28 protein-coding genes are annotated in these 26,115 nt (G+C 36.6%); 21 read left to right on the forward strand and 7 right to left on the reverse strand.

Annotated features, from left to right (window positions below; all coding sequences use genetic code 11):
* Window positions 1–3 precede the first annotated feature (3 nt).
* Both ACYIAQ_RS02570 and ACYIAQ_RS02575 read right to left on the reverse strand, forming a co-directional pair.
* Complete coding sequence (locus ACYIAQ_RS02570; protein ID WP_122019119.1) at window positions 4–438, reverse strand: hypothetical protein; 435 nt, start codon at window positions 436–438, stop codon at window positions 4–6.
* A 206-nt stretch (window positions 439–644) separates the two neighbouring features.
* Window positions 645–1,520, reverse strand: coding sequence for a hypothetical protein (locus ACYIAQ_RS02575; protein ID WP_483562456.1), 876 nt, complete (start codon window positions 1,518–1,520; stop codon window positions 645–647).
* A 210-nt stretch (window positions 1,521–1,730) separates the two neighbouring features.
* On the opposite strand from ACYIAQ_RS02575, the gene ACYIAQ_RS02580 reads away from it, so the two are divergent.
* The 8 genes from ACYIAQ_RS02580 to ACYIAQ_RS02615 all read left to right on the forward strand — a co-directional run bounded on the left by ACYIAQ_RS02580 (window position 1,731) and on the right by ACYIAQ_RS02615 (window position 10,973).
* A complete protein-coding gene (locus tag ACYIAQ_RS02580; RefSeq protein ID WP_483562457.1) occupies window positions 1,731–1,955 on the forward strand; it encodes a DUF1659 domain-containing protein in 225 nt (74 codons plus the stop codon).
* A 37-nt stretch (window positions 1,956–1,992) separates the two neighbouring features.
* Entirely contained in the window at window positions 1,993–2,241 is a 249-nt protein-coding gene (locus ACYIAQ_RS02585; protein ID WP_122023355.1) for a DUF2922 domain-containing protein, read from the forward strand.
* Between the two features lie 530 nt (window positions 2,242–2,771).
* Window positions 2,772–4,592, forward strand: a complete 1,821-nt coding sequence (locus ACYIAQ_RS02590) for an SLAP domain-containing protein (RefSeq protein WP_483562458.1) — start codon at window positions 2,772–2,774, stop codon at window positions 4,590–4,592.
* A gap of 319 nt (window positions 4,593–4,911) precedes the next feature.
* Complete coding sequence (locus tag ACYIAQ_RS02595; protein WP_483562459.1) at window positions 4,912–6,699, forward strand: SLAP domain-containing protein; 1,788 nt, start codon at window positions 4,912–4,914, stop codon at window positions 6,697–6,699.
* Window positions 6,700–6,910: 211 nt separating this feature from the next.
* Window positions 6,911–7,741, forward strand: a complete 831-nt coding sequence (locus ACYIAQ_RS02600; protein ID WP_483562460.1) for a hypothetical protein — start codon at window positions 6,911–6,913, stop codon at window positions 7,739–7,741.
* A 171-nt stretch (window positions 7,742–7,912) separates the two neighbouring features.
* On the forward strand, window positions 7,913–8,434 hold the full coding sequence (locus ACYIAQ_RS02605; RefSeq protein WP_483564037.1) for a sigma-70 RNA polymerase sigma factor region 4 domain-containing protein: 522 nt from the start codon (window positions 7,913–7,915) through the stop codon (window positions 8,432–8,434).
* Between the two features lie 121 nt (window positions 8,435–8,555).
* Window positions 8,556–9,773, forward strand: coding sequence for a glucosaminidase domain-containing protein (locus tag ACYIAQ_RS02610; protein ID WP_483562462.1), 1,218 nt, complete (start codon window positions 8,556–8,558; stop codon window positions 9,771–9,773).
* Window positions 9,774–9,818: 45 nt separating this feature from the next.
* Window positions 9,819–10,973 (forward strand): SLAP domain-containing protein, encoded by a 1,155-nt coding sequence (locus ACYIAQ_RS02615; RefSeq protein ID WP_483562463.1) that lies wholly within the window; start codon window positions 9,819–9,821, stop codon window positions 10,971–10,973.
* A gap of 330 nt (window positions 10,974–11,303) precedes the next feature.
* On the opposite strand, the gene ACYIAQ_RS02620 is transcribed toward ACYIAQ_RS02615, so the two are convergent.
* Entirely contained in the window at window positions 11,304–12,089 is a 786-nt protein-coding gene (locus ACYIAQ_RS02620) for a Fic family protein (RefSeq protein WP_369916872.1), read from the reverse strand.
* 604 nt (window positions 12,090–12,693) lie between these two features.
* Between ACYIAQ_RS02620 and ACYIAQ_RS02625 the strand changes: the two genes are divergently transcribed.
* On the forward strand, window positions 12,694–12,834 hold the full coding sequence (locus tag ACYIAQ_RS02625) for a hypothetical protein (RefSeq protein WP_369916879.1): 141 nt from the start codon (window positions 12,694–12,696) through the stop codon (window positions 12,832–12,834).
* Here the strand turns inward: ACYIAQ_RS02625 and ACYIAQ_RS02630 are convergent.
* Together ACYIAQ_RS02630 and ACYIAQ_RS02635 are read right to left on the reverse strand one after the other, a co-directional pair.
* On the reverse strand, window positions 12,769–13,737 hold the full coding sequence (locus ACYIAQ_RS02630) for a Gfo/Idh/MocA family protein (protein WP_483562464.1): 969 nt from the start codon (window positions 13,735–13,737) through the stop codon (window positions 12,769–12,771). The genes ACYIAQ_RS02625 and ACYIAQ_RS02630 overlap by 66 nt on opposite strands.
* A 611-nt stretch (window positions 13,738–14,348) precedes the next feature.
* Complete coding sequence (locus ACYIAQ_RS02635) at window positions 14,349–14,534, reverse strand: hypothetical protein (protein ID WP_483562465.1); 186 nt, start codon at window positions 14,532–14,534, stop codon at window positions 14,349–14,351.
* A gap of 196 nt (window positions 14,535–14,730) precedes the next feature.
* On the opposite strand from ACYIAQ_RS02635, the gene ACYIAQ_RS02640 reads away from it, so the two are divergent.
* On the forward strand, window positions 14,731–14,913 hold the full coding sequence (locus ACYIAQ_RS02640) for a hypothetical protein (RefSeq protein WP_483562466.1): 183 nt from the start codon (window positions 14,731–14,733) through the stop codon (window positions 14,911–14,913).
* A 2-nt stretch (window positions 14,914–14,915) separates the two neighbouring features.
* Window positions 14,916–15,188: a hypothetical protein gene (locus ACYIAQ_RS02645; protein ID WP_483562467.1), complete on the forward strand. Its 273-nt coding sequence runs from the start codon at window positions 14,916–14,918 to the stop codon at window positions 15,186–15,188.
* Window positions 15,189–15,354: 166 nt separating this feature from the next.
* Here ACYIAQ_RS02645 and ACYIAQ_RS02650 read toward each other — a convergent pair whose 3' ends face one another.
* Both ACYIAQ_RS02650 and ACYIAQ_RS02655 read right to left on the reverse strand, forming a co-directional pair.
* Window positions 15,355–15,540, reverse strand: coding sequence for a hypothetical protein (locus tag ACYIAQ_RS02650; RefSeq protein WP_483562468.1), 186 nt, complete (start codon window positions 15,538–15,540; stop codon window positions 15,355–15,357).
* A 292-nt stretch (window positions 15,541–15,832) separates the two neighbouring features.
* The gene (locus tag ACYIAQ_RS02655; RefSeq protein ID WP_483562469.1) at window positions 15,833–16,624 is read right to left on the reverse strand and encodes a DUF6612 family protein; all 792 of its coding nucleotides are present in this window, start codon (window positions 16,622–16,624) and stop codon (window positions 15,833–15,835) included.
* A gap of 153 nt (window positions 16,625–16,777) precedes the next feature.
* On the opposite strand from ACYIAQ_RS02655, the gene ACYIAQ_RS02660 reads away from it, so the two are divergent.
* The 10 genes from ACYIAQ_RS02660 (at window position 16,778) to ACYIAQ_RS02705 (ending at window position 26,092) form a co-directional block, all read left to right on the forward strand.
* Complete coding sequence (locus tag ACYIAQ_RS02660; RefSeq protein WP_122019095.1) at window positions 16,778–17,470, forward strand: 2,3-diphosphoglycerate-dependent phosphoglycerate mutase; 693 nt, start codon at window positions 16,778–16,780, stop codon at window positions 17,468–17,470.
* A gap of 161 nt (window positions 17,471–17,631) precedes the next feature.
* Complete coding sequence (locus ACYIAQ_RS02665) at window positions 17,632–17,970, forward strand: hypothetical protein (RefSeq protein ID WP_483562470.1); 339 nt, start codon at window positions 17,632–17,634, stop codon at window positions 17,968–17,970.
* Window positions 17,963–19,039, forward strand: coding sequence for a HigA family addiction module antitoxin (locus ACYIAQ_RS02670; protein ID WP_483562471.1), 1,077 nt, complete (start codon window positions 17,963–17,965; stop codon window positions 19,037–19,039). Before ACYIAQ_RS02665 ends, ACYIAQ_RS02670 begins: the two co-directional genes overlap by 8 nt.
* A 169-nt stretch (window positions 19,040–19,208) precedes the next feature.
* Complete coding sequence (locus ACYIAQ_RS02675) at window positions 19,209–19,646, forward strand: MerR family transcriptional regulator (protein ID WP_483562472.1); 438 nt, start codon at window positions 19,209–19,211, stop codon at window positions 19,644–19,646.
* The gene (locus tag ACYIAQ_RS02680; RefSeq protein ID WP_483562473.1) at window positions 19,639–20,052 is read left to right on the forward strand and encodes a cupin domain-containing protein; all 414 of its coding nucleotides are present in this window, start codon (window positions 19,639–19,641) and stop codon (window positions 20,050–20,052) included. Before ACYIAQ_RS02675 ends, ACYIAQ_RS02680 begins: the two co-directional genes overlap by 8 nt.
* The gene (locus ACYIAQ_RS02685; protein WP_483562512.1) at window positions 20,052–20,372 is read left to right on the forward strand and encodes a carboxymuconolactone decarboxylase family protein; all 321 of its coding nucleotides are present in this window, start codon (window positions 20,052–20,054) and stop codon (window positions 20,370–20,372) included. The genes ACYIAQ_RS02680 and ACYIAQ_RS02685 overlap by 1 nt, the downstream gene beginning before the upstream one ends.
* 120 nt (window positions 20,373–20,492) lie before the next feature.
* Window positions 20,493–21,461, forward strand: a complete 969-nt coding sequence (locus ACYIAQ_RS02690) for an asparaginase (protein WP_483562474.1) — start codon at window positions 20,493–20,495, stop codon at window positions 21,459–21,461.
* Between the two features lie 115 nt (window positions 21,462–21,576).
* Window positions 21,577–23,379 carry an FAD-binding protein gene (locus ACYIAQ_RS02695; RefSeq protein WP_483562475.1) on the forward strand — a complete coding sequence of 601 codons (1,803 nt, stop codon included), beginning with the start codon at window positions 21,577–21,579 and terminating at the stop codon, window positions 23,377–23,379.
* Between the two features lie 114 nt (window positions 23,380–23,493).
* Entirely contained in the window at window positions 23,494–24,402 is a 909-nt protein-coding gene (locus ACYIAQ_RS02700; protein ID WP_122019084.1) for a LysR family transcriptional regulator, read from the forward strand.
* 205 nt (window positions 24,403–24,607) lie between these two features.
* Window positions 24,608–26,092 carry an FAD-dependent oxidoreductase gene (locus tag ACYIAQ_RS02705; RefSeq protein WP_483562476.1) on the forward strand — a complete coding sequence of 495 codons (1,485 nt, stop codon included), beginning with the start codon at window positions 24,608–24,610 and terminating at the stop codon, window positions 26,090–26,092.
* The last annotated feature ends 23 nt before the right edge of the window (window positions 26,093–26,115 follow it).

The following is a 26,115-nucleotide window of genomic DNA, read 5'->3' on the forward strand; positions in this document are numbered from 1 at the left end:
AAATTATGATAAAGAAGTCGAAAAATTATTGCGACGTTCTTCATACCAATTATCCCAGTCTTCGTATGAAGTCATTGATTCTTGGTCAATGTGATCTTGGCGAACAATTTCATCTACCAATTGGTGGAAATTATTATCGTGGTATTGTAGGGCATGACGCACAAGTTCTTTACGAGTAAAGTGAATGTTATCAACCAGATAATGATTGATGTCAACCATGTTGGAATTAACATCATAAGTACTCATAACTTCTAAATCACGCTGGTTGAATTTGGCAATATAAAAGTTAGTGAAAACCTGCAGATATTCAGGTTGTTCTTTGAACTCCTCTTGCGGCATGGTTGTCCAAGTGGCTTCGGGCATTACGACTTTAATTTCGTCATTTTCTTGTTCATTTTCGTTAGTTGTATCTTTAATATTATTTTCTTTTTCAGTCAAAGCGGACACTCCTTTAATAAAAATAGGAAACGTGAAAGTCAATAGTCATTTTACCGAGTTTAGACTATAAAAGCAACTATTCTAATGCTTCAGCAAAATAACAGCTCTCTTTTTGGGTAAGGTTAATAAAATTATATCATCTTATCTATTGTTATTATAATTGGAGAAATAAAAAATCGCCGCTTGGGCGATTTTTAATTAATGCGTTATGGTTTTAAATATTGTTGAACGTCACTCTTAGTGATTTTATTTGGACTAGTGCGCTTGGAGCTGCGGAAAAGATCGATTAAGTCTTGCGGACTCCATGACATGCCGTCAAAGCCTAATTTAGTTACGCGCTTGCGTAATTGGGTAATTTGATCAGTGGTAACAGTCTTGCCGCGCACCTTGTGATTACCCATCGAGCCTTCACCAGTTTTACCTGCATTACCGGTTTCGCCCACGTTATTTTTGACCTTACCAGATTTTACACCATAACCTTGGGTTGAACTAGTACCGTCACCAGTCTTGGCAGCTTTTTGAGCATCCTTAAGTCCGTCTTGTGCCTGCTCTTTATACTTAGCATAATATTTGCCATCAATGTAAGGTAAATCCAGCACTTTCTGGTACTGGTCGCTAGCCATCTGGTATTGCTTGTTAGTCAGGGCTTGTTTTGCCACGGACAGAATCGGTTTAATCTCGTGTTCATAATTATCTTGAACGTTGGCAATTGTTTTCTTCAATTGGCGTCCTTGACTAATTAGCACATTATAACCGCTGCTTTTGGTAATGACACTGTTAGTCTTGATTAGTGCTCGAGCGTACTTGCCAGCCTTGGCAGCTTTAATTGCACTAAGCATATTATCTGCTTGCTCCTTATAAGCTGCTGCTTGCGCCGTCTTCTTAATGGCTAAAGCGGCAGCAAACTTGCTGCTGGCCTTGGCATAGTCCTTATCTTTGACAGCGGTCTTACCACTAGTAATTGCTTTATTATAAGAAGCATCAACTTGGTTGCTAGTTGATTGCCTGGTTGCGTAGAAGACTCCGCCGCCAATAGCAATGATAATCACTGCTACAATCGTCCCAATCGTCGTTTTTTTCATAATAGGAATATATCCTCCTTGTTAATACTAAGTTAATTATAGATGGTTTTAGCTGATTTGACTACTTATTGAGGACTGCTTGGCTTAATTAGCAAATTTTTGCCAAAAAATTGTTACAATTTGCCGATTCATTTCGTTAATAATAGTGTAAGACATCGGCGCCGAAATCTTACAACTAAAAGATAACCTATAGTAAGGAAGGTATTAAAAATGAATTTCGAATTAATTGACCAATCTGTTCAGTACAAATTTTTGAACTCTAAGAAGTATGGTGATAAGGGCTTCAAGAACCGCGTCATGCAGAACGTTAAGAAAAATGCCACTGCTAGTGGCTTAGCCGAAGTCGGTAAGGCACTGGCACAACTGCAAAATGATACGCTAGGCGACATTGTCTTGATTCAAAAACAAGCAGTTCCAATGGATCAAATTGGATAATAATATCAGAGATATTTACTAGGAAGAGGAAATAATCATGCCAACTACAACCAAATCGTTACAACTAGTATTCTTAAATTCCGAAAACAAAAAGACCAGCATCGTGTTGCCTGATGCCTCAGACAATGTGACTGCAGAAGCTGTTCAAAGTGCAATGACCACAATTGCCCAAGCTGATGCTTTTAATAAGGGTGGAGTTGATCTGTATAAGGTTCCCCAATCTGCTGCATATGTTGAACGCACTGTTACTAGTGTGTTCGATCATTCTGAAAATAAGTCAAACTAGTCTCAAGCTTTTACAGACATTAGTTAGCATAATTAAGGAACTCAAACGTTTTTTAAGCTAACGATAATTGTCTTATTAAAAGGTCACGTCAATTATTGACGCGACCTTTTTTAATGTAACGCTAATGAAGCATTGTCAATATTCTGTAAAATTTTTGCCGTAATAAAATTTCTACTGTAATCTTATTGAGATAAATATACTAAGGATTAATTGTTATAGCAAGCTTATTTAAGTTCAACTAACTTGATAATTTAATGTTGGCTTTGTAAGCGTTTGTTACAAAAGTGTGTAAAATAACTACATGCCTTGCAATTTCTACTAAAGGCAGGTACAATATGAAATGTGGTGAGTAATAGCCTATGCTTCAGGTAAATAAGCCTGTACGCATGCGCGTTCTTCAGTTGGAGAGCTACCTCATAAGAGTTATAAACTTATGAATTCGACTCGAAGAGTGTTGTAACAATGTAGGCTCAACTACTGAACCTATAGCCTATTACTATTTTGTATATACACAAGGAGGAAAAGACCACATGAAGAAAAATTTAAGAATTGTTAGTGCTACTGCAGCCGCTTTATTAGCTGTTGCTCCAGTTGCTGCTACTAGTGTATCATCAGTATTTGCTGCTGATACTCCTACAACTACTCCAGCACCTGTAGGAAAGCTTACAGCCAATATTAATAGTAACAACTTGAGTACGGGTGATAACAATCACCTTAACTTAAAAGTATCGGCAGATACAATTACAAAAGTTGTTGATGGTGACGGTGTTTCAAACAATAACTTACAAGTTAAGATCAATTTAAACAATATGCCAACAGGATTTGCAGTTGATCAAGTTAAAAATGTATCAGATGTTTTAGTTTATAAGTCTTCTGATGTAAATGTTGGAGCAGATGGTCAAGCTAAAGTAGTAGCAAATGCAACTCCAGTCAAAAACTTTAGAGCTAATGAAAGTTATGTGGCTGTTGTATCAATGGATATTGGTAACTTGGCTGCTGATGGTGAGTACCGCATAAACGATAGTTCTGATGTAGTTAAAGCAAATTCATCTCATACTGCTCATATTACTTTAGCAAGTAACATGTTTACAATTTACACTGATGATCTGCAAGGTGCACCTTATGTGAGAACTAAGGGTACTGATGCTCATCAAGTATCAGAAGGTCAAATTGTTTTTGCTAATACTATCAATGGTATCTTGAAAAACATTAATGATAAGTATGAAGTTGCTACTACTGTGATTACTCCTGGTAGCCATACAGCTCTTAGTTATTGGACTAATTTGGAGCAAGATGTTAGAGATGGTCTTAAGGCTGCAGGCATTACTGTAAGAGCTGATGGTAGTTTTGACAAACCTTCAAGCCCAATTACTCTTACTTTAGGAATTAGTGCAACTAACCACAACAAAGGCTCATTTAATTTAACTGTACTTCCAGATCCATCAAATGGTGACGATACATACCCACAAATGAAATTTAACGGTGTGGGTGAGAACTTAAAAGGAACTAGAGAGTTTGATGTTGGTGATGCAGCATACAACTATATTCCACTTAATGGTTATGTAGATATTAATGCTATCCGCTCTGCTTTTAAGACGACTGTAAGTGCTACTGACTCAACTGCATTAATTCCAACTGTTGATGCAAGCAAAGTAAACACTAAAGTTGTTGGTAGATATCCTGTAACTGTTAGTGCTACTAACGCAGCTGGCAAGACTACTAAAGTTACTTTCTATTTGACTGTTGGTGCTAAGGGTGCCACTTACACCACTGTTCAAGCTGACACTGATAGTGTTCCAGTTTATCAAATTAATGGTAATACTGTAACTGATACCAAGACTACTGTTAAGAATGGCGACCAAATTGCTACTTTTGGTACTATTACTGTTGGTGACAAGTCATATACTCGTATCAATGCTTTAGACTCAAATCTTTACGTAGAAACTAAGTATGTTGATGGTTCAATTAAGCCAGCTCCTACAGTTGCTAAGAAGGTTATGCACAACGCATACATCTATGACGCAAACCACAAGCGTGTTGGTTCAAACACATTAGCTGCTTACACTACTGTAAATGTTTACGGTAACGCAACTAAGCTTGCCGATGGTAGCCTTGTTTACAAGATTGGTGACAACCAATACGTAATGGCTGACAATATTGATGGTACTTCACGTACTTTGACTCACAACGCTTACGTTTACAAGACTTCTAAGAAGCGTGCTGACCGTCGCGTATTACGTAAGGGTTCAACTGTAACTACTTACGGTGCTCCTTACAAGTTCAAGAACGGTAAATCATACTACCGTATCGGTGGACCTGCTAAGCAATACGTTAAAGTTGCTAACTTTTAATTAATTAACCAATTAAATAATTAATTACCAAAACGGAAACAAATTGTTGTTTTCGTTTTTTGGTTACTTTAATATTTGATTGAGTTTAGGTACGTTTCTTGCATTTTTGGCTAAATATGCGTACAATTTGAAGCGTGGTAGGTAATAGATATGTCTTTGCTTCGTTAGCCTATAAGCATGCGTATTATTCAGCTTGAAAGCTACCTCATAAGACCTAATAAACTTATGAATTCAGCTTGAAGGATGTTGTTTACAAGATGGGTTCTTACGATTAATACAGTCTGTTACCTTTTTTATATATTCAAGGAGGATAGACCACATGAAAAAGAATTTACGAATTGTCAGTGCCACTGCTGCTGCTTTATTAGCCGTTGCTCCGGCTGCTGCTTCTACTTTGTCAACAGTTTTTGCTGATATGAATGTGCCTGTTGTTGGTGGTACGACAAATGTCGGCTCAACTAAAGCTGAACTTAAATTAAAGGTTACTAACATTCCTAGTTTAGTTGCTGGTGCTGCTGCTTCAACTGCCCAAGCATCATTGTTAACGCCTAATTTACCTGCTGGTGCTTCAGTATCAGTCTCAAGTGCTAAGATTTATAAATCAAGCGATGTTGATGTTACTGGTGCTCAAGGTGCATCCCTTAAACCAAATGCATCTGAAGTTTCTAACTTTAATGGCGATGATACTTATAGAGCATCTGCTACGGTAACAATTACTGGTTTAACAGCTGGACAAGGATATGCTATTACTGTAGGTGGTAATACTTATAATGTAACTGCTTCAGGTTCAGGCACCATTGCCGATCTTAGAATTGCAAGTGACGCCTTCAAGTTGTTCAATTCAAACTTAACTGGTGCACCTTACGTGCAAGATAGTAAGGGTAACTTGGTAAACTCTGGGGCAGTTTCTTTAACTGCTACTGGTAACAGTGTTGCCAGCGTTGTTAAGAGTATTACTGATGCTTATAAGCCAGCTATTACAACTGCAGGTGCAAAGGATGCTGCTGATGCTTCATTTACAGACATTGACCAAGACGTTCTTTCTGGCTTAAGAACTGCTGGTGTTACCCTTAAGGCTAATGGTACCTTTGATCAACCAGCAACTGCTTTCCCAGTTACTATTAATTTAATTGCTACTAATGGTAGGCCGGGTAGCTTTACTGTTACAGTGAGTCCAAGTACAGACACTAGTGACCCAACTTATCCTGCAATTACACTTGATGGTTACAATGGTAATAAGGCAATGAGTGTTTCTGCTACTATCAAAGATTTACCAGACAGTGTTAAGTTCAACTATGTACCAGTCAATGGCACTGTTGATACTAAGGCAATTCAGGATGCCTTTAAGACTACAATCAGTGCTACTAACACGACAGTCTTAGTGCCAAATGTTGACATCAGCAAGGTTAATACTGCTGTTGCTGGGAAGTATCCAGTAGTTGTTTCAGCTACTAACCCTGACAATAAGACTACTAAGGTAACCTTTATGTTAACGGTGGGTGCTAAAGGTGCTACTTACAAGACGGTGCAAGCTGATACCGACACGGTGCCGGTTTACGAGATTACGGGTAACACAGTAACTCTATCTAAGACCACGATCAAGAATGGTGACCAGATTGCTACTTTTGGTAACCCAGTTAAGATCGGTGACAAGACATATATTCACGTTAACAGCGCTGATTCTAACCAATATATTGAAAATAAGTACGTTGATGGCTCAGTTGCCCCAGCGCCTACAGTTACTAAGCAAGTTATGCACAATTCCTACATCTACGACGCAAACCACAAGCGCGTTGGCACTAAGACTTTAGCTTCTTACAGTACCGTAAATGTTTATGGTGACGCAACTAAGCTTGCCGATGGCAGTCTTGTTTATAAGATTGGTGACAACCAATACGTAATGGCTGACAACATTGACGGAACTTCTCGTACTTTGACTCACAACGCTTATGTTTACAAGACCAGTACCAAGCGCGCTGACAAGCGGGTCTTGAAGAAGGGTTCCACTGTTACTACTTACGGTGCTCCTTTCAAGTTCAAGAACGGTAAGACTTACTACCGCATTGGTGGACCTGCTAAACAATACGTTAGAGTTGCTAACTTTTAATTAGACAATTAAATAATTGCTAACCAAAACGGAAACGAATGATCGTTTCCGTTTTTTTGGTTGCCCAAAATAAGGTAAACACCTCATGAAATTATTAAGATAATTTTTAAATACTAGACGCTGCATTTTCAAAGACATTGGCATTTTAAGTCATAATGAAAGCGCTATAATTATTTATTATGCACTATAAAAAATGAAAGGATGGTTAATTGTGCGTAAAGAAAATAGCCAATGGAATTTACCCTTAAAAGTAGAGTATAGAAAGTGGTCCAAAACGCTAATACGTGAACGTATAGGAAAGGATGCGCTTCTTGATCAGTATTTGATTACAGATCCTGACTATTGTATTAACCCCGATACTCTGGTACTTTATCAGTTTCAACATCAGCCCCTTCTTGGTGAATATAAGAGTGTTATTTTTGATCGTCGTAAAGGAATTGTCTTAAGTCGACGTAGCAGCAGTGCTCTTTTTACGGCATTTAGTCGGCGTAATCTGCTCGCGGGGTTAGAATTTCAAAGATATTTAGCTCGCAGATTTAATTTTCGGGGCAGCAATGTTATTGCGACTGGGCGTTTAGCTTATTTTTCAACACGCAGTTATAATCGGGGCAATATCGACTGGATAGCGTTACACCGAATGGTGGAGGCGAGCAATTTGAGTATTTCCAGTCTGGCTTTTAAAACAATAGATTACAATTATTGCTTTATCTTCGACCAATGCAGTCGCTATATCGGTACGCAGTTATCACGCAGCTTAACCTACAACCACGTTCTCTTTAAGTTGATCCATACTCATTTACAAGAATATCTTGGCTGGCAGGTTAAGCAACCCAAAGGTCAATCATTAATTGATCAAACAGATTATTTTTTCCCAAGTCCTGTTACCGATGATCATCAGTTGAAGGATGCGGTCATGGAATTGTTGCAACAAAAACAGCTGAGGTATATTAACGAATTAAGTGACTACTATGAATTGCCCTTTTTAAGACAGGCAGATTATCCCATCTTTCGCTTTAGTTGCCGCCTTGATACATTATATTGATTGAATTAGAAAACTTTTTTACCCAGAATTGACTTAGGATGGTGCAATAATTTGCAGTCTTTTTATTTTTTTACCATTTGACAATTATTATATTACCAAGTAATTGCAAGTGATTAACGCTGGTTTTGGTTTTAAAGCTAATACTGATAATCTCAAGGTGCACAAGCGCTTGTGACAAAATTACGAAAAGGAATGTCACAACTAATGATTAGTAAAGAAAGTTTTATGCTCGCTTGGAGTAACCAGAAATTAGTCCGTGGAGCATTGAAAAAAGCCCATGTTCGCCTAGATTACAGTAATTATGATGATCTTTTTCAGGAAGGAATTATCGTCTATGCGTCAATATTGCAACAAGAAAAGAATTTGTCACGTGCAGAAATTGATCGCAAAGCTTTTGGCAAGATTATTTGGCATACGCTTGACCGGTTGCGTCAAGAGCAGGTGCATTGTGCTCGTGAGGTACCGCTTCTTTTGGAAGCAGAAATTGGGCAAATAAGCAATCTAAATAATTGGTTAGAACTTGAAAATGAGGTAAAACAGATGTCAGAAGAAGAAATCATGTTATTCTATCGTCATCTGATAGAAAATAACACGATTACTTTTTTAGCTCAAGAAACTGGTATCAGCAGGGGACAGCTTCAGCGAATTAAACGCCACCTACTTACTAAGCTTCAACATAGTTTAGAAATATAGATTACTATTTGTAATATAAGCTAGACAATATTACTTTTTGACTACAATTAAAAGTAAGCTATTGTTTATCCACAGCTAGCTCGATACAATAAAAGTGTCGATTAAGGAGGAAAATACATTTATGAAGAAGAGACTAATCACTGGATTATCCACGGCTGTTTTAGCAGCTGCAGCCGTAATTCCAGTTACCAACAACTTAATTGCCAATTCCCCGGCGCGGGTTCAACAAGTATCTGCAGCGCAGGGAAATGAAACTGCATTCTTAGACACGGCTGCTTGTCAGGCACAGAAAGTAGCAAAGAAGTATGGTTTATATCCATCTGTCATGATTGCGCAAGCAATTGTTGAATCTAATTGGGGGCAATCTGGCTTGGCGGTAAATGCCAATAATTTATTTGGTATGAAGGCTGATGACAGCTGGCCGGGTCAGACATATTCGGCTAAGACGCGCGAAGAAGATAAGAACGGTAAGAGCTACTATGTAGTTGCCAAGTTTAGAAAATATAATACTTATCAAGAATCTTTTGATGATAATGGTAAGAAATTACGCCAAGGTGTTACTTGGCAACCAGATCGCTATCAAGGTGCATGGTTAGAAAATGCGGCTTCTTATACTGATGCGACGAAGGCCTTAACTGGAACCTATGCAACGGCGAATAATTACGATAGCATTTTAAATAATCGGATTACCAGTTACAATTTAACGCAATATGACCCGCAGATTTCTAATGATAGTAAATCTTATGTTGTCAAAAAGAATGCGGCAACCTATGCTTGGCCAACGGATCATTCACTATCGGCTAAGACGGATAGTGTCAATGCAGGTGATTCGATTACAGTTACCAAGACAATTACTTACTATAACGGTAGTAAGCGGATGTATATTGCCGGCAAAGGCTGGGTTAATGGCACCGTTTTAGATACTGGCAGTGCACTGCCGCCAGCTGCCCAAGCGCCGCGAGACGATAAGAAGGTCAATAAGACTTTAATGCATACTGCTTATGTTTATAATAATAAAGGTGAGCGGGTTAATGGCATGAAAGCCATAAAGGTTAATAGTAATGGCAAGATCATTGCAACTTATGGTATCAAGACTATTAACGGTAAGAAGTATTACCGCGTTGGCGAAAACCACTATATTGCTAGTGGCAATATTGATGGGACGATGAAACTGTTAAAGCGAAATTCTTATGTTTATAATGACTACGGCAATCGTGATAATCAAAGCATAATGAAGAAGGGTAAGTCAGTTGCTACCTTTGGCTCAGCAATTACAATTTACGGTAATAAATATTATCGTATCGGAGTTAACCAGTATATTAGGCAAGCAAACTTTTAGCTTGTATTAAGGCTGCTAAGCAGAAATGAGGAATGAACGGTTAGAATGAAGCTCAAAAAACTAATAACTACTATTGCTATCGGGGTAGGTTTAGTTGCTCCTATTTATCAAACAAATCAAAGTCAAGCGGTAGAAGCCGCATCAATTAATTCAATAGCTAAACAAAACAGTTATGTTGGTGTAACTTTTTTGAATAAAATGTTGCAAACACAGAACATTCAATACAATAAGTTTTATGCCAATGGTAATAAGATATATTATCGCAAAGGTAAACCTGAAGGAATTGTTATTCATGAAACGGCCACACCGGGTGCATCAGCCTATAATGAGGCGATTTATTTCAACCGTGAGTGGATGAACATGTATTCCTACGTTCACGCCTTTGTTGACAGTCAACAAGTTATTCAGATGATGACGCCCAACTATGGTGTTTGGGGTGCTGGTGCCAATGCCAATAATCGATTTATTCAAATTGAACTTTGCCAAGAAAACACTAGGGATAACTTTGCTAAGAGTGTCAACAATGACGCAATCTATGCGGCTAAGCTCTTGCATCGCTATAATCTTGTGCCATCCAATGCCTGCAACACAGGCAGCGGCACAATCTGGTCGCACCATGCCGTTTCGCGCTTTTTAGGCGGAACGAATCATACTGACCCTGATGGTTACTTTAACAAGTGGGGCTATTCGATGGATCAATTTTATTCTTTGGTCAAGTATTACTACGACTTGCAAGGAGCTGATACTGGCGCTAAGCCAGATGCGGGCAATAACAATTCGGCTACTGATACTGGGCAAAGTGATGTTGGTGCCGGAAAAGATACCACTTCTAAACTGCCAACTGGTAATAAGACCTTGATGCATGATGCTTATACATATGATGCAACTGGTCAACGTACCAATTCAGGACTAAAAACCGCTGGCACAACTGTCACGGTGACAGCTGCGAAGTTGATTAATAATAAGCAATATTTGCAAATAGGAGATAATGAATATATTGTCGCAAGTAATATTGTTGGCAAGAAGCGTATACTAACTCGGAATGCTTATACTTACGATACTGCGGGTCGGCGTACGACTGATCCGAAATTATTACGCAACCACAGCATTCAGACTTACGGTGGTCAAGTTACAATTGCTGGCAAGCGCTACTACGCCATTAGTCCAACACAATTTGTGAAAGTAGTTAATTTTAGATAAAAATGCGATCCTTAATCTGAACCCTATAATTAGGTAATGTCATTAAGTTAGGCCAAAAAGCTCAGTTAATTAACTTTAACTGGGCTTTTTGCTTGCATTCTTTTCCCTATCTAAGCAATCATAATTCTAATAGTTTATAAAAATGGAGCTATGATATGACTTTTGCCGTTGATTTAAGATCTAAGTTGCTAAACGCTATTCAATTTTTGGTAATATCTACCTAGCTTTAACCAGCATCACCTAAAAAAGAGTGTTGCTTAACTTAATGACATTGCCCAAATTTTAGTGGTCACATCATTTCTGTTAGGCTGTTTGTGTTGCTAATGCTAATTATGATAATCCAAATCCGTCATCATCTAATGTGTCTCTAAAGTGTTTAAATTCCGAAAGATTCTTTGCTTGTTCATCTGGAGAAATTTCTTTACCAACATTTTGTGAACGAGCACGTAAATTAGGCTCCATGCCTTGAATACCATGTTTATACGTCCAATCTTTCAATTTTGTCATATCATTGGAAAAGTAATAATCGGCTAACATCTTCTGCCAAGTGGTCCAATAATCTAGCGGTACATTAATTAGCCCTGCTCCGTTATCAATCATTATCTTATTAGCAGCAATTGTGGCTGTCCGTTTATTACCATCGTAAAACATCTGCTCACGCATATTGTGATACATAATGGTCAATGCCTTATCGGTAGTGGTGCGCTTACTTGCTAAAATTGAATTCAAATAATGCTCTTGCTCTTGTTCGTCAATTATTGGCGGTTCAAAATCACCTCGATAGGTACTTACACCGCCAGTTCCGTTTCGTAAGTAACCAGGGAAAGCGGCACTATCACGAGCAACAATTGCATTAATTTTTTTTTCTGTTGCTAAAGTTAAAGGCTCTTTATTATTAATTATAAATTGCCAACCTCTTTTTAGCTGCACAATCGTATTAATATCGTCAATCGATACACCGTCAACTCCCAAACCGTCAATAATTGTTTGAGTTTGCGGCATAGTCGTAGTTAAACCTTCAAAACGTGAATTGGTAAAAACTAGCTTGGTTAGATTCGTTTTAGCAAATCGTCTATTTTCTTCTGCTGTTAAGTGAAACTTATCTTCGTAATCCAATATTTTTTACCTCACTATCAATAATTATAGCCCAAACTGTCTTGATAAGGTCAGACAGTTCTTGCTGTTGTTTGAGTATTTTGTTTAAAGGCTACTGCTCGATCAAGAGTGTCTTCAAACAATTAATTTAGCAATTCGATCACTCATTATCTTTACCCCAAATTTTATCAATCCTTTTAAGTTATTGAGGATTAGGATTAATTACATAATCTAAGATGTATTCAATATCACTTTTTCAGAATTCCCACTCTAAATGACTTGCTTCTATTACTCCCCCTTATTTGCTGATACATAAATTTATCTGGGATAACCACTCCTTGAATAGATTTATTTTTATCATTAATGTCTAAAGTATAAGCCTTTGGTTGTAACATGTTTAATAATCGCCCCAGGCTTTCTGATAAATAATGACTGATGTGACCTTTAGCAGTACAGTGCTGATAAGCAGAATCGTGAATATTTAAAATGGCTTGCCAGTTGCCTAAGATATAACTCTTAGCCCGCTTTAAATTTTAAGGCCATGCCGGCTATATTGGGTAAAGTCTAAGGCGTGATCAAGCCAAAAGAATAATGGTGAGCTTTTGTTTATCTTGGTAAAGCGAGAATTGCTGAAAAGGCTAATGTTGCTAAATCAACAATCTCCAAAATTGAAACTGGTCAAAGGAAGCAAACTTACAAGTTAATGATTGACGGAGGCTTTTGCTTGGGCCAAGACATCCATTACATTAATGCTGTGATGATATAGCATATTGGCAGTCTGAACATCATGTTGGTCAATAATTTTAACAAAGTCAGTAAATTCGCTAGCCATCCGGTGCAGAAACTTATTATAATTGTAACGCTGAGTGTCACCATTACGCAGTTCGATTGTAAAGGAATTAAGGACTCCGGTAGAACCATCAAAATGGATTGTTCCTTTCTCTCCTTCAATAAAGGAACGTGGAGTAGTGTAGCAGTCCTTCGATGCTATTAATACAGCCTGTTTATCTGGGTAGGTTAGATTCAGAATGCCAGAAGTATCGATCTTTTTTTGCATAACAGGGTAGTATTGAACGGATTGGGGCTTACCAAAAAGACCAACAGCCAAGTGAATATTATAAATATTTAAATCCATCAGAGTTCCCCCGTCTTTTTTAGGGTCAAAGACAGGTGCAATCTTATCTGCTAAAAAATCATCATAGCGACTAGAATATTGGGTGTAGTTAAGAGAAATAATGTGAATTGGAGCAATTTGGGCTAGTGCCGTTTTAATTGCTTGATAGTTGGGCAAATGTAAATTGGTGATTGCCTCAACGATGATTACATTATGTTGATCAGCAAGTTGCTTAAGTTCTTCAGCTTCAGCTACAGTTTCAACATATGGCTTCTCACAGATGACATTTTTGTTTGCCATAATTGCCTGCTTAACAATTTCATAATGTAATGAATTAGGTACGGCAACATAGACAGTATCAACACTATTATCACTACATAATTGCGCATTATCGTCAAAGACATCACGAATACCGTATCTTTGTGCCAAGTCCTGTGCAATCGCTTGACTGCGTTTGGTAGTTGAAATTGCGGTCAATTCTAAATTAGTGATTTTATCTGCGGTTTGTAAAAAATCATGCACAATTTTGCCACTACCAATAATTCCTAGTTTCATAATTAAACCTCCATTAAGAAATTTACTATCTCATACTTACAATCATAACCGTTTCCGCTTTCAACAACAATCTTATTGTCAAGATAACTTGAAAGAGCCCAAATTGATTGTGTAGCCGCCTTTGTTGATGCTACGAGTGAGGCGACATATTGGTTTGTTGCCCCAGATAGAAATGTTTTCAATGACACGAAGAAAATCCTTCTACTTGAATTGCCTACAAATTTTACATAAAACTAACTTTTAACAATTTACCAAAAGCGTGCATTACATAATATGTAAGGAGATGATGAAATGAAAAAGAAAAAAGCCAAAGAAAAAAGCTACAGTAAAGCTAATCATCAAAATCAACTAAATATTCTAAAATAGTCCCCAATTACAACATGCTTTTGCATTGGATAAAAAAGGCGCTAACGATACAAGAGTAGCAAAATTAACAGGTATTAGCCGAATAACAGTTAAACGATATAGAGAAAAGTATGCAATAACGCAGTCAAGTTCTTGCATAAAATAAAGCCAAACGTGCTACAATATGATTGTAAGAAAAAGAAGCCTTGAACAAACAAGACTTCTCTTCTGAATTTCAAGCAGCCGCTTTAAAGGCGGTTGGCAAATTATAAGTTAATCAAAAAGACCAATCCCATAACTCGCCAAAGTTTTGTTGGGACGGTCTTTTTGTTTGCTTGTGCTTGTCGATATAAGTCAACAAGACGAGAATAAACGTAGCGAATGCCAGCGCTAATTCTAGCGCATGATAAACGCTCAATGACTGTCAACCTTTCTGAAGAATTTCGCACCATAAGCACCTTCTCCTTTCCTAGGAAAAACAGCCAACCGCCCTCAAAACAATTTGCTCTCAATTCAAATATAATTATAGCAAAGAAACAAACAATAGACTGTACTCTAATAAATAAATATTATTTTTATTAATTTAAAATCAAATGAACCAAACTATATAAGATAAAATAATATAGTATTATATTAAGGATGTATATTATGAAAAAACAAAGAATTTTATCAATTAGTTTTTTAGCTATGTTAAGTTTGTCTGGAGCAATGATGTTAAGTTCTAATATAGTCTCTGCAGTTACACCGAGTTGGTATGATCTAAATTGGGGAAGTTTAATTAACTCAACCATTAGTAATATTACTGGTGATCTGATTACGGGGCTTCATTAATTATGTCTAATGAAGAATATGTTGAACTTTTATCTGATTTAAAAAAGAGCTTACAAAATAGTTCTTTTACTAAATTGAATAAAGTTTATAGAGAGATAAATAAAACAATAATGAATTTACAAAAAGAAAAGTTGGAAGGAATTGATTTACCAATTAGAGTACAAAAATTTGTGTATTTCATGAATAATTGTATTGCATTTGATGGTATGAAGTTGAATTCTGATCAAAAAAATATCTTGGCTTATCAGACATCAGATGAATTATTTGAACGCTAACTAGATTGCATTTATCAAATTAATACAGGTGTTCAATTTAATATTGTAATTTTTGCACAAAATAAAGCCAAAGATGTTATAATACAATAGAAAAGAAAAAGAAGCCTTGAATAAACAAGACTTCTCTTCTAAATTTCAAGCAGCCGCTTTAAAGGCGGTTGGCAAATTATAAATTAATCAAAAAGACCAATCCCATAACCTGCCAAAGTTTTGCTGGGACGGTCTTTTTGTTTACTTGTGCTTGTCGATATAAGTCAGCAAGACGAGAATAAACGTAGCGAATGCTAGCACTAATTCTAGCGCATGATAAACGCTCAATGACTGTCAACCTTTCTGAAGAATTTCGCGCCATAAGCACCTTCTCCTTTCCTAGGAAAAACAGCCAACCGCCCTCAAAACAATTTGCTCTCAATTCAAATATGATTATAGCAAAGAAACAAACAATGGACTATACAGTTACTGGGAAACGTGAACAGCATATTTAGCAAAAAACATTACCTTGAGTTTCAAGGTAATGTTTTTTTAATGAAGCTAGATTCACTTTGATTAATAATAAAAAGAAGACAATCAAAGAAGTTAACCCTTTGGATTAGATCGAAAATCAATTTCGGGGTTAACTTTATAACTTAGGTGTTTTTTGATAGTTATTTTTTTTGCTTTGGCAGTGGTTTTGCCGTTAAAACATTATTCGGTATCTTGAGAAAATCCTGATTACGCATATTAGCATAACTCTGTCCAATATTCATTTGGAACATTTTGCCTATTTGTAAATTAACTTTGTAATTAAATGTTGCTAATTTTTGGTTTTTAATTACGAGTTTGACGTCCATCTTCTTATATTTGCCGGCTTTGACTAACTTGTGGTAGGTAGGATATTGCCGCTGACTTTGAGTATTGGTAAGTAAAATCGGCTCGGCTGCCTCGCGCATAATTTTAGGGTCGGTAATTGTGGCCGTCAATGTATAGGTGTTGCCGGAACGTTTCATTTTATAAGCGTTAACTAATTTTTGTGGTGGGTTCATTAGCAAATTATTATTCATGATTGCGTCAAGTAGATCGGCGTATGAATGGCCGCTCATTTGCTTAAGGTCCGAGTAATACCAATTACTTTGCCCATTAATATAAGTTTTGTTAGTATTACTGATCCATTCTTCGATATTATTGTTTTTGTCCTTAACTTGAGTTTGGTAATTAAGGTGAAAAACAGTGGGATTGCCACCAAAGGTATAAGAACTTGTAATAACCTGACTAGCTGTATCAGTACTAAGATCAATTAATTGCTTAGCTTGACCACTTTTGAAAGTCTGTTGTGCTTTTTTGATTGCGGCAGTTTTTGTTAAAACCGGTTCAGATTGCTTTTTTGTTTGTGAACAACCACCGGTAAATAGTGCGGTCACTGTTGCAAGACCGAGAAATAATTTTTTGAACTTCATCATGATGAACTTTTCTCTTTCTGATAATCATTACTTTCTCTATTGTAGCTTAAATTAGGCAATTAAAACATTATTTTTGGTTCTAAACTCTATGAAAACAAAATGTAAATGTGTAAAATAATAAGTGAAACTTTTAATTTGCAAAGGAGATATTTCATGTCAAAATTAGTTTTGATTCGTCACGGTCAAAGTGAATGGAACCTTGAAAACAAGTTTACTGGTTGGGTTGATGTTGACCTATCCGATAAAGGTGTTGAAGAAGCCAAGAACGCAGGTAAATTGCTTAAAAAGCATGGCTTAAAGTTTGACCAAGCTTATACTTCTGTTTTAACTCGTGCCATTAAGACATTGCATTATGCATTAGCCGAAAGTGACCAACTTTGGGTACCAGAAACGAAATCATGGCGGTTAAATGAACGTCATTACGGTGGTTTGCAAGGTTTAAACAAGAAGGCAACTGCAGACAAGTATGGTGACGAGCAAGTTCACATTTGGCGACGTTCATACGATGTTTTACCACCAAAATTGGAAGATGATTCAGAATTTAGTCAAGTACATGACCGCCGTTATGCTGATCTTGACCCCAACATCATTCCACGGACTGAAAACCTTAAGGTTTGTTTAGGACGGGTAATGCCATTCTGGGAAGATCACATTGCACCAGACTTATTAGCTGGTAAGAATGTCATTATTGCTGCTCATGGTAATTCACTTCGCGCATTAACCAAGTACATCGAAAATATTTCTGATGAAGATATTATGAACTTGGAAATGAAGACTGGTGAACCAGTAGTTTACACATTTGATGATAAATTAAATGTAGTTAATAAAGAAAAATTGGATGACTAACCTGATTTTCTAATAATTTTTAACATCAAAAAGACCACTATAATAAATTTTTAGGTGGTCTTTTTTGTATTGAAAAGCTTTGTAAAAATATTGACAAGAAAATTAATAAGCAATATCATGAAATTACCTGAAAGGTAATTTCATGATATTGGAGAAAATACATGGAGATTATTTACAAGAATAACAAAGTACGGCAGCAATGTACTTCACTGAAGAAGGCAAAAAAAGATTTCTCTGATAAAATTGCAAGAAAATTAATTCAAAAGATTAATTTTATTGAAGCTGCTGAAAATTTGGATTCAATTATAAATAATGGTACATTTAATTTTCATGGTTTAAAGGGGAAGCTTGAGGGCTATTATGCTATTGATATTGATGGTCGAAGAAGCAAATATAGACTGATAACTTGTTTTGATGAATATGATAAGAAACAAGTGTTTACAAATTCTAGTTCCATAACAATAATTAAGATAACGGAGGTTAGTAAGCATTATGAGTAATATAGTTGAATATGAAGACTTAATTGCTTTTCATCCGGGTTCATATATTGAAGATATTATAGATAATCTAAATATCACACAAACGGAATTTGCAACTAGATTAGATGTTTCTCCTAAAACAGTTAGTAAATTGGTTAACGGAGAAGAAAATTTAAGTACTTCAACGGCAAATAAATTAGCTAAATTAACTGGAATTTCTCTTAGAACATGGTTAAATTTGCAAGCAAATTATGATGCTAAAATAGCGGCAATTGAAAATGAAAAAGATATCGATGAGAAAAAAATCTGTTCATATATCGACAGCTCTTATTTGAAAAAAAATAATTTTATTGAAAACAAAAGATACAGTGAAAATGATAAAATTGTCGAATTAAGAAAATTACTTAATTATTCAAATATCTCTCAATTACGTGAATTTAATTCAGCGGTAAGTTATAGAAGATCCAATACAAAAAATGAAGAAAAATCCATTGTTTGCTCAAATGTTATGCTTGAGCTGGCTTCTAATGATGCTAGAAATAAGACTACTAATAAATATAATAAAGCGAATTTGGAATGTAAATTAAATACTATTAGAAAGATGACTATACAAGAACCTAGTAAGTTTTATCCTAAGTTAGAACAAATTTTATTAGAATGTGGTATTGTTTTAGAAGCTTTTCCCAATCTCACTGGTGCTGGACTAAATGGTGCAACAAAAAGATTTAAAAATGGTAGTATCTTATTATTAATTACTGATAAAAACAAATTTTCTGATATTTTTTGGTTTTCGCTTGTTCATGAAATAGGTCATATTTATTATGAAGACTTCTATTCTAATTATGAAGATAAAGAAGGATATCATAGAAAAGAAAAACGAGCTGATAAATTTGCAGAAGACTTTTTTATTCCGGAAAAAGAATATACCAAGTTTGTAAATAGTCATGATTTTTCAAAAGCAGCTATTAAAAAATTTGCTGATGAGCTTGAAATCAGTCCCGGTATAGTGGTTGGACGATTACAGTCCAATGACTTATTGAAGCACTGGGAATTTAACGATTTAAAAATAGAATATAATATTTTGTTATAAAAGCATAAGATTATTCAAACTTATATATGGTCATAAAATATAAATCTTAATTAAGGACTGACACCTAATATTTATGGGGGTTAATCCTTTTAATTTTTTCTTTTTTATAAAAGCACTTGACTTAAAGTGTACTTTAAGGGCTATCTTAATAATGTAAGAGGTGAAGCTAATGAAGACAGCAGCAAGATATCATATTGGACAATTCAGTCAATTGACACACTTACCACCAGCAACTTTACGCTATTATGAACAAGAAGGTCTATTAGCACCCGAGCGTGATGCGTCTGGTCAACGTTTTTACACCGATGCTGATCGGTCATGGCTTGAATTTATCTTACATTTGAAGGGCACAGGAATGACAATTACCGAATTAAAGGAATATGTTGCTTTGCGTGCTCAAGGTGATGGGACGATTCCAGGCAGGCTAGCGTTATTAAAAGAAGTGCAGAAAAATGCAATGCGCCAGCTAGAGGAATTAACTGACAATATTAAATTATTAAATCAAAAAATTGACTGGTACGAAGAAAAGCAAAACCGGACAATTTCAGATGATGAAACCTTTGCGGCATATTTGAAGCGAATTAAGGAGAAAAATGAAAATGAATAATCATGAAGATGAGGTAAAAAATGGTCTTTTTGCTTTAGGCGATAAAAACGAAGCATATCAAAAATATTTTATTGGTCAAAGCTATCTACAAAGTTTGGTTGCTGATCCTAAAGTTAATGTTGGTGTAGCAAATGTTAGTTTTGAACCAGGATGCCGTAATAACTGGCACAAGCACAATGGCGGTTTTCAAATTTTATTAGCAACTGCTGGTGAAGGATGGTACCAAGAAGAAGGTCAACCTGCCCGAAAGCTTCATCCCGGTGATGTTGTTGTGGTTCATGATGGTATTAAACATTGGCATGGAGCAACTAAAGATAGTTGGTTTTCACATTTGGCAATCACTGCCGGTACGCCTGAATGGCTTGAGCCAGTAACTGATGAAGATTATCAACAATTGGAGGATTAATAATGAAAAAACAAACTGCTGGGCGTGATAACTTAGGTAAATTTGCTCCTAAGTTTGCCGAATTAAATGATGATGTCTTATTTGGTGAAGTTTGGTCACGTGAAAAAGAAATGCCAGCACGTGATCGCAGCTTAATTACTTGTGCCGCTTTGATGGCACAAGGTGCTTTTCCACAATTAAAAGCTCATATGGGAATGGCGAAAACAAATGGCGTCACCAAAGAAGAAATGGTTGAATTAATTACCCACCTCGCCTTTTATTGTGGATGGCCGAAGGCATGGTCTGCTTTTGATCTTGCTAAAGAAGTATATGGCGAATAAAGCTAAAACAGTCAGCTTCAATCATGATTGAAGCTGGCTGTTTTTATGTTGTTTAAGAATCATAATCAGTTATAATACGAGTAATAAATACATGGTTTATTTCTAAGTAGGAGTATTATTATGTCTAAGAAAATTCTTGTATTACACACCGGTGGTACGATTTCAATGTCAGAAGATGAGTCAGGCAATATCAAACCGAACAAGCAAAATCCACTTGCAGAGCTGTCTTTAGATAATCAAGGTGAAGTGGAATTAGTGACAGAGGAAATTTTCAATGTGCCATCTCCCCATATGGATCCTAAACATATGTTACAACTTTCATTAAGAATTCGGCGAGCAGAAGAAGAGGGCTTTTTTGGTGCGGTAGTTACGCACGGAACGGACACTTTAGAAGAGACAGCAATTTTTCTAGATTTAACAATTTCGAGTAAAATACCTGTTGTTTTAACTGGTGCAATGCGCTCTTCAAATGAAATTGGGACTGATGGTTTATATAATTTTCGCGCCGCAGTGATTGTCGCTAGTTCACCGGAATCGGTAGGTAAAGGTGTCGTTGTTGTGATGAACGATGAAATTCATTCGGCACGCTATGTAACCAAGACACATACGACTAATGTGGCAACATTTCGCACGCCAACATTTGGGCCGATTGGAATCGTCTCTGATGGTCACGTTAATTATGTGCAAACGATTAAACCGCTGCCGCATTTGCCAATTGATCATGTTGTCGATCGGGTCTTTTTGGTTAAGGCATTCGCAGGGATGGGGTCAGAGCTTTTACAAGCTTTAAATAATTCATCGACTAATGGAATTGTGATTGAAGCGCTAGGTGCGGGTAATATGCCACCACAAACATTGCCAGTCTTGCAGGCACTTCTTGATAATCATATCCCGTTAGTATTAGTTTCACGTTGCTTTAATGGAATAGCCGAACCGGTTTATGACTATGAGGGTGGCGGCGTCAACTTAGCAAAAATGGGTATTATTTTTTGCCGCGGCCTTACGGGTCCTAAGGCTCGAATCAAGTTGTTGGTTGGACTTAGTGCTGGATTAAAGGGTAAAAAACTGGCTAAATATCTTAATAATTAATTGAAAATCGCTCATCATTGTTGGTGAGCGATTATTTGATATATTGTTCTATTATTATGTATGTGATATAATTAACATATTAACAGTTAAAGCGATTTCATTAAGGAGAAATAATATGATTTATCAAAATGGTATTGATTGGGATGCTAATTATGATGTTGTTGTATTAGGCTTTGGTGGTGCTGGTGCAACTGCAGCTCGATTTGCAGCAGATAACGGTGCTAAAGTATTGTTGGTTGATGCGGCACCTGAAGGACATGAAGGTGGCAATACTCGCTATTCTGCACAATTGTTAGGAACTGGTGATGATTTCACCGAAAGTAAAAAGTATTATAAAAATTTAACAAAACCAATGTCGCTTGATGAAGATATGATTGATACCTTTGTTAAAGGAATGGTTGATATGCCTAATTATGTATCTAACTACTTAGGTGTGAAGCCATGCAGTGCAAAAGATTATGCACCAGAAACACGTTGGGCATTTGAAGAATATCCTGAGTTTGAAGGCTCAGAAACATATGATTTTACAACCGTAGCTCAAACATGGTTTGATGCGTCACTATGGCAAAATTTAAAATCACAAGTTCAAAAACGCAAGGATAAGATTGATGTTTTATATGATACTCCAGCGACAGAGTTAATCCAAGATCCTGAGACTCGCCAAATTGAGGGTGTAGTAATCGAACGTAAAGGGAAATCACTCAAAGTTCAGGCTAAAAATGGTGTGATTATGACTACTGGCGGTTTTGAAAACAATCAAAAGATGATTGAAGACTATTTAGGCGCAACTAAACTAGCTCCTTTAGGCACTTTATATAATAAGGGTGATGGCATCAGAATGGCTCAAGAAATAGGAGCAGATTTTTGGCACATGAACAATTTTGAATCTTTAGGATTGCTACATGGGATGACGTTTGCGGTGCAAAAGGGTGAACGTGGGCGACTGATGTTTGGTGTACAAAATGAAAAAGTAACTCATGGCAGCGTATTTGTGGTTGGTGACGATGGAACTAGATACTTTAACGAAGCAGAAGAAAATCGTCATGGTCATATTAAAAATCATGGTCAATGGAAAGTGCCAATGAATCAAGACCATCCATATTTGATTTTTGATGAAAATAAGAAGCAAGAATTGGATAACGATCCAATTATTGGTGAGTACAAACCATATTGTGATCATGTAATTATGGCCGAATCAGTTAGTGAATTAGCTGAAAAAATTGGGCTTGATTCTACGATTTTGCAAACTACAGTTGATCGCTTTAATAAGGCAGCAAATGAACAAAATGATCCCGAATTTCACCGTGATCCGCACTCTATGCGCGCCTTTGTTGGCAGTAAAATTTTTGCAGTTAAAATGGAACAAACCATGCTTAATACCCAAGGTGGTCCAAGAAGAAATACTAAAGCAGAGGTTTTGGATACTAAAGGTAATCCGATACCAAATTTGTACTCTGCAGGTGAATTGGGCGGAATTTGTGCTAATCAATATCAAGGTGGTGGAAACTTGGCAGAATGTTTGATTTGGGGTAAAATTGCTGGCGAAAATGCAGCAAAGCCAAAATCAAACAGTAAAACTGATGTAGCAAGCGGTGCATCAGAACAAGCAAGTTATTTAACTTCAGATATACAAACAGAAAATTATCCAACGGGTGAAAACCAATATATTGGTCGTTCAAGCCGTGGAATGGGTGATGAAATTGTTGTACGAGTTACCGCTGATAAACAGAAAAATCTGAAACAAATTGAGGTATTAAAACAAGCTGAATCAGCGGATTATGGGCAAAAAGCGATTAATATTTTACCTCAGGAAATGGTTGAACATAATAGTGTTGATGTTGATGCAGTCTCAGGTGCTTCTAGTACAAGCCGAGGATTACGGGATGCAGTTTTAGATGCATTAAGCCAAATTAACTAGTAATTAGTTTAAAAAAAGACCGTTGGCAACAATGGTCTTTTTGAATGGTTAAAGTTTATAATTAAGGTGAAATAATTTTATGTTAGTCAATTAGCAATTGCGGAGAATAAAAGAATGAATTTTACCCAGTTACGCTGTTTTATCAAGGCAGTAGATAATTCTAGCTTTACGATTGCGGCAGAGCGAATGAACTTTTCTCAATCAGCTGTTTCCAAAAATATTAAAGATTTAGAGAATACGATTGGTGTAACGCTAATTAATCGTGCCCATCACCGTATCTCTCTTACTGATGCTGGAAAGTATTTTTATCGTGTTGCTCGCAACATTGTCGATGATATGGATTATACAGTGGCATATTTACAAAGTAAGAAGAATGACCCAGAAACACTTTTACGAATTGGGGTGTGCGATACGCCATTAGAACAAAAGATTTTGCCCATTTTTTTAAAAAAATTGCGAGCAGCACAAAGTAACCTTAATATCCAATTTGTCTTTGTGTTAAATAATTCAATTGGTGAACTACTCAATCACCATGTTGATCTATGTGCGATTGCCCGAGATGATGTTAATGTTGTGGATGATGTTCATTTTTCACCTTTAATTCAAGGCAGGGTGGTTTTGGCTTGTCCACCTAATTCGCGCTTAGCTCAAAGGTCACGGCTTCTTTTAGATGACTTGGAAAAAGAAGAACTTTTCCTACTTGATCCTAATAGTTCTTTGAATGTTCAAATGAATTTTCAAAACGAACTAATTAATCGCATGGGTATGGAACATATTAAGTTTGTCCAAGACTTTTTGGCAATGAACATTTATGTTAAAGCTGGCTGGGGTTATGGGATTATCCCAAACTTTATTGCTGATAACCGTGCCGATGATATTACTTATGTACCGATTGATTATCATGAGATTTCCCCATATGGTATTGCTTATATGGAATCTTTTACCAATGATTCTGTTTTAAAAGAAGTAATTACAACATTAAAGTTAGCAATTAATGAGTATTTAAATCAAAATAATAAATAATACACAAATTAATAGTAAACTGAAATAAGCTTGTGAAAGGCGCTAAAACGTTGATTCACAAGCTTATTTATGTTGGTTGATAAAGATAGCTAATCGTCAGCATTCCATTTAGTAATCTTCAATTCTAAATTTAGTGCAAAGATTCACTTAATCCATAGTATTATGAAAGCGATAAAAAAAGTTACATTAAAAGTGAGGGATAAAAATGGTAAGTACTTATGATGTGATTATTGCCGGCGCTAGCAATGCTGGTGCAATGGCAGCATGTGCTGCTGCTGAAAAGGGTGCCAAAGTTTTGTTAATTGATAAATCTGGCAGCTCCCAGTTCTTATTCCGTTCTTTCTTTGCGGCACTTAACAGTAACGCTCAACAAAGAGCAGGCATCAAGGTAGATAAAGCTAAATTAATGAATTTTTTAACGCTTTTCTTCCAAGACAATGTTGATGAAAGATTGCTTTGGACTTGGGCTAATCATGCTGATGAAACAGCCAACTGGCTTGAAGATAATATTTTAAAACCTAATGGTGGTATCTTAAGACCGCAAGAAGATGCTTATTACGAAACAATTGTCAATACCGCTTTTAATACAGAATTGGCCATTGCCACCCCAGATAATGGCTGGGCTCACTATGGTGAATGGGTACTCAATAAAGCACAAGAATTAGGCGTGACCATTAAATATAATACCAAGCTGGAGGAACTAGTTACTGATGATAATAAAGCAGTAATAGGAGTAATAACAAGTGACCGAGCTAGTGGTGAAAAGACTCAGTATAATGCTAATAAAGGTGTCATTATTTGTACCGGTGGTTATGGTGGCAGTGTTGATTTAATGAAGAAATGGAATCCACTTGGTTACAAGAAGAATGTCTACTCTGATGGACCACGAGATGATGGTTCAGGGATTCTAGCCGGCTTAAAAGTTGGTGCTGCACGTGATGAAGAACCAGCTGAAATTATTTTTGATCGTGGTGCAGTTCCAGTTGGTACAAAGGCTGAAGATCATTATGAAATTGACTTTAAGGGACCAGGATATTTCTGGATGGGAGCATATCCACTACTTAAGGTTAATTTGAAAGGTGAACGTTTTGGTAACGAAAGTGTCCCTTATCAGTTTGATATTAATGCAATGTCGAAGCAGCCGGGCTATCTTGAGGCTCAGATTTGGTCAGAAGATACCATGGATCACTTAGCACAATTTGATACACAGGGGTGCTCACGTTTAGGCTGGCCTGGTATTTATAATACTGAAGAAAATAAAGCCGAAATTCAACGGCGAATTGATGATGGAATGGTGCAAAAAGCCGATACGATTGAAGAACTGGCTGAAAAATTAGCTTTACCAAAAGACAAGTTGGTTGCAACAGTTAAACGATATAACCAGATGTGTAAGCAAGGTGTAGATACCGATTTTGGCAAAGAAAAATTCAGATTATACCCGGTCGAACATGGCCCATATTATGGCGTCATAATGGGGGGACGTCTTCTTGCAACGCTTGATGGCTTACGGATCAATTCTAAGATGGAAGTGATTGATAAAGATGGTAACCCAATTCCGCATCTTTATGCAGCGGGTAATGCTAGTGGCGGCTTTTTCTGGGGTTCATATCCAGACCGTGTTCCGGGCTTAACTTGTAGTCACGCGCAGACTTTCGGTAGGTTAGCCGGTCAATTCGCAGCAGAAAATTAGTTTAATTTAAAAAGGAGTTTTAA

The sequence above is a fragment of the Lactobacillus sp. X-49 genome, assembly GCF_057063645.1.